The organism is Oceanicaulis sp. UBA6590, assembly GCF_002433705.1.
Lineage (GTDB): Bacteria > Pseudomonadota > Alphaproteobacteria > Caulobacterales > Maricaulaceae > Oceanicaulis.
The window spans coordinates 1-4,459 of record NZ_DJIQ01000057.1 but is presented as its reverse complement, the minus strand read 5'-3'; the positions used below and the strand labels follow the sequence as shown (position 1 = coordinate 4,459).

The following is a 4,459-nucleotide window of genomic DNA, read 5'->3' as shown; positions in this document are numbered from 1 at the left end:
TCATAGCCGTCCTGACGGTGAAGCGTCAGCGGCTGGCCCGCCTTGCGACACGCCTCTTCCAGCAATTCAGGCTTGAGCTGTTCGGAGAGGAACTGATCGCTCAGCCCCTGATCCACCAGAATGCCGCTCTCGCATCGCGCGCCGTCCTCGATCAGGGCGCAGGCGTCATATTTGCGCCAGGCGCTCTGGTCATCACCGAGATAGCCGCCGAGCGCTTTCTGGCCCCAGGGGCAGTGGATGGGCGAGCTGATCGGCGCAAACGCGCTGATCGCCTTGAAGAGGTCGGGGCGTTTGAGGCCGAGGGTCAGCGCGCCATGCCCGCCCATGGAATGGCCGGTGATGGCGATGTCTTCAAGATCGAGACAGGGTGCAGCTTCCGCAGCGACTTTCAGAAGCTCGCCGGTGACATAGCTTTCCATGCGGTAGTGTTTTGACCAGGGTTCTTGCGTGGCGTCCACATAGAAGCCTGCGCCGGAGCCGAAATCATAGCTGTCATGCTCGCCCGGCAGATCCAGACCGCGCGGAGAGGTGTCGGGCGCGAGAAAGGCGAGGCCCAGCTCGGCGCAAACGCGCTGGAAGCCGCCCTTGTCGGTGACGTTGGCGTGGGTGCAGGTCAGACCTGACAGATAGAGCACGACCGGGACCGGGCCGTCCTCGGCGGCGGGCGGTAGATAGAGCCCGAACGTCATCTCCGTGCCGGTCTCTTTTGACTGATGGGTCCAGACCTGCTGGCGGCCGCCAAAGCTGCGGTTTTCGGACTTGAGTTCCATGGGCTTATCGTCCTCGTTTGAGATCCTGGAACAGGCGTTCGAGCCCGTTGAGAAAGTTCGACCGGTCCCGGGGTCCGAAAGGCTTGCCGCCCCCGCCTTCCATGGTTCCGGCGCTGCGAAGATCGGTCATCAGGTCGCGCATGGCCAGTTTCGAGCCGATGGAGTGAGCGTCAAACTCGGTCCCGCGGTGGTCGATCGCCTTGGCGCCGGCTTTCAGGCAACGGTCGGCGAGGGGGATGTCGCCGGTGATGCAGATATCGCCCGGCCCGATGCGCTCGGCGATCCAGTTGTCCGCTGCGTCCGCGCCCTCGGGCACGATCACCAGCTCGGCCCATTGGCTCTGCGGGCGGCGCAGACCGCCATCGCACACAAGCTTGATCTCGGTGCGATGGCGCTCGGCCACCTTGATCGCCTCATCCTTTACCGGACAGGCGTCGGCGTCGATGTAGAGCGTCAGATCAGAACTCCACCACGGAACGGATGCTTTCGCCCGCATGCATCAGGTCGAAGGCCTTGTTGATCTCATCGAGCGGCATCTTGTGGGTGATCAGGCTGTCGATATCGATCTTGCCGTCCATGTACCAGTCGACGATTTTCGGCACGTCGGTGCGGCCGCGCGCGCCGCCGAAGGCCGACCCCTTCCAGACCCGGCCCGTGACCAGCTGGAACGGACGGGTGGAGATTTCCTGACCGGCCTCGGCCACGCCGATGATGATGCTTTCGCCCCAGCCGCGATGGCAGCATTCGAGCGCCTGACGCATCACATGGGTGTTGCCGGTGCAGTCAAAGCTGTAATCGGCGCCGCCGCCGGTAATGTCGAGAATCGCCTCGACCACCTTGTCCGCGCCGATCTCGTTGGGATTGATGAAGTCGGTCATCCCGAACTTCTCGGCATGGGCGCGCTTGGCGGGGTTGATGTCGATGCCGATGATCTTGTCCGCGCCGACCATGCGGGCGGCCTGGATGACGTTCAGGCCGATGCCGCCCAGACCGAACACCGCGACGTTCGCGCCGGGTTCCACGCCGGCGGTGAAGATCACCGCGCCCACGCCCGTGGTCACCCCGCAGCCGATGTAACACACCTTGTCGAAGGGCGCGTCCTCACGGATTTTCGCCAGCGCGATCTCGGGCATGACGGTGAAGTTCGAGAAGGTCGAGCAGCCCATGTAATGGTGCAGCATCTCGCCATTGAGGCTGAAGCGAGAGGTGCCGTCCGGCATCAGGCCCTGACCCTGGGTGGAGCGGATCGAGGTGCACAGATTGGTCTTCTGGCTCAGGCAGCTTTTGCACTGGCGACATTCGGGCGTGTAGAGCGGGATCACGTGATCGCCCGGCTTCACGCTGGTCACCCCTTCGCCCACCTCGCGGACTATGCCCGCGCCTTCATGGCCCAGAATGGAGGGGAACAGGCCTTCGCTGTCCTTGCCTTCCAGCGTGTAGGCGTCGGTATGGCACACGCCCGTCGCCATGATCTCGACCAGCACCTCGCCAGCGCGCGGACCTTCCAGATCGACCTCGTGAATTTCCAGCGGTTTGTTGGGAGCGAATGCGATAGCGGCGCGGGTCTTCATGAAGGCCTCCTCAAAAGATGGCGGTCGGTTGGACAGCGTATGGCGTCCAGATACGCGCGGATCTCCCCTGCGGCAAGGCGAGGCGCGCCCTGAATTCAGGATATGCCCGAACGCGGCATTGAATTGTCGAGGCAATCAGGCACAGTGACGCAATGCAGCATAGCCGAGGGACGCCCGTCATGGCTCAGACCCCTGAATACACCGCTCTTCTTCTGGAAAACGTCCACCCGGACGCCGATAACGCGCTTCAGACCGCTGGTCCTGTGACCGTGAAGCGACTGTCCGGCTCGCCGGACCGGGCTCAGCTTGAGAGCGAGATCGCGTCAGCCAGCGTTCTGGGCATCCGGTCGCGCACCCATGTGGATGCGGCGCTCCTGGACGCGGCGAAGGAGCTTCAGGCGGTGGGCTGTTTCTGCATCGGCACCAATCAGGTCGATCTCGTCGCCGCCGCCGAGCGTGGCGTGCCGGTGTTCAACGCGCCTTTCGCCAATACGCGCTCGGTGGCCGAGCTGACCATGGCGTCCGTCATCATGCTGATGCGCCGCATCCCCGAGAAGATGTTCGCCATCCAGCGCGGGGAATGGCTGAAGACCGCCGACGGCGCCAATGAGGTGCGCAAGAAGAAGCTCGGCATCATCGGCTACGGCAATATCGGCGCCCAACTGTCAGTCATCGCCTCGGCGCTGGGCATGCATGTCTATTACTATGACATCGCGCCCAAGCTCGCCCATGGCAATGCTCGACCCATGGACACGCTCGATGATATCCTGACCGAGTGCGATGTGGTCACGTTGCACGTGCCCTCCACGCCGCGCACCAAGAACATGATCGGCAAGGACCAGATCGCGCTGATGAAGCATGGCGCCTTCCTGATCAACCAGGCGCGCGGCGACCTTGTGGATGTGGACGCGCTTGCGGACGCCCTGAACTCGGGTCATCTCGCGGGTGCGGCCGTGGATGTCTTCCCGGTCGAACCCAAGAGCAAGGACGAAAAGTTCGAGAGCCCGCTCACCCGGTGCGCCAATGTCATCCTGACCCCGCATATCGGCGGATCGACGCTGGAAGCGCAGCAGGCCATTGGTCTGGACGCCGCCGGCAAGCTGGCGCGCTATCTCCATGAGGGCTCGACCACCTTCGCCGTGAACTTCCCCGAAGTGGAGCCGGGGCCCATTCAGCCAGGCCGCACGCGCATCCTCGCACCGCACCGCAACCGTCCGGGTTTCCTGCGCCGTCTCAACGACGCCGCCGAACAGGCGGGCGCGAACGTCGCGGCGCAGTTCCTGCAGACCAAGGGGGATCTGGGGTATGCGGTGGCCGATCTCGAAGGCGAACTGCCGGAGGATTTCCTGGACCGGGTCCGCGCCATTGACGGAACCATCCGGGCGCGTCTCATCAAAGGCTGAGCACGTCGCGTAAATGCGCCAGCGCAAATGCGGCGGCGGCTTCGGGGTCCGTGATCCTGTAGTCCATATTGCGCTCTGCGCTGGGATGATGGGCTGAGGCGCGCGTATCCCGGATTAACTCCGAAGGCAGGTTGGTCGGCGCCAGCGCCACCTCGGACTTCTGGCCATGCCATTGGGCGACGTGGCGGTTCATGGCGGTGCTGGGACCATGCACCAGTCCCGGAATGGGCTGCAGCCAGGCGACCTTGTGCTGGATCGAGCCGATGGGCGAGATGTAGTAGTCCGCCTCTCGCGCCAGCGCCATGGCTTGCATCACCGTCAGGCCGGCCGTGGTGGCCAGCACGGCCTCCGGCGCGCTCACAGCTCCGGACATGGCCTGGAACAGGGTTTCGGACTGGCGCCGGCGGGACTCGAATGCATCGCGGACCGGGTCGTACCAGGGGGCGTCTAGATCGTCGGGCGCGGAAAAGCTGTCGAAAATATAGCGCGGTTGGCAAAGCTCGCGCGCCTGTCGGTCAAAGGCGGCGAGCATGTCGAGAAAGTTCTCGCAGCTCCGCCCATCCTCGCGATGCGCCACCCAGATCACGGGAGAAGCCTTGTCCGAGCGAAGGACGGTCCGAGTTGGCATCTGCCGGGTCAAGGACGATTGGGTTCGCTGGTCGAGGAACTCGCCCCCTACGGGCGTGAAATAGGGCGGGCCGCTCTGTTTCAGCGG

At 64.2% G+C, this 4,459-nt stretch carries 5 protein-coding genes; 1 reads left to right on the top strand and 4 read right to left on the bottom strand.

What is annotated here, in order from left to right; genetic code table 11:
* From fghA to B2Z70_RS11745, 3 genes are all read right to left on the bottom strand, one after another.
* The coding region (gene fghA / locus B2Z70_RS11755; protein ID WP_292983491.1) for an S-formylglutathione hydrolase at positions 1–770 on the bottom strand (770 nt) is incomplete at its 3' end.
* Between the two features lie 4 nt (positions 771–774).
* The gene (locus B2Z70_RS11750; RefSeq protein WP_292983489.1) at positions 775–1,266 is read right to left on the bottom strand and encodes a YaiI/YqxD family protein; all 492 of its coding nucleotides are present in this window, start codon (positions 1,264–1,266) and stop codon (positions 775–777) included.
* Positions 1,229–2,341 carry an S-(hydroxymethyl)glutathione dehydrogenase/class III alcohol dehydrogenase gene (locus tag B2Z70_RS11745; RefSeq protein ID WP_292983487.1) on the bottom strand — a complete coding sequence of 371 codons (1,113 nt, stop codon included), beginning with the start codon at positions 2,339–2,341 and terminating at the stop codon, positions 1,229–1,231. The genes B2Z70_RS11750 and B2Z70_RS11745 overlap by 38 nt, the downstream gene beginning before the upstream one ends.
* Positions 2,342–2,520: 179 nt before the next feature.
* Here B2Z70_RS11745 and serA point away from each other — a divergent pair, with 179 nt between their 5' ends.
* On the top strand, positions 2,521–3,744 hold the full coding sequence (gene serA / locus B2Z70_RS11740) for a phosphoglycerate dehydrogenase (RefSeq protein ID WP_009801895.1): 1,224 nt from the start codon (positions 2,521–2,523) through the stop codon (positions 3,742–3,744).
* Here serA and B2Z70_RS11735 read toward each other — a convergent pair.
* The coding region (locus B2Z70_RS11735; RefSeq protein WP_292983485.1) for a hypothetical protein at positions 3,734–4,459 on the bottom strand (726 nt) is incomplete at its 5' end. The two genes, serA and B2Z70_RS11735, sit on opposite strands and share 11 nt — an antisense overlap.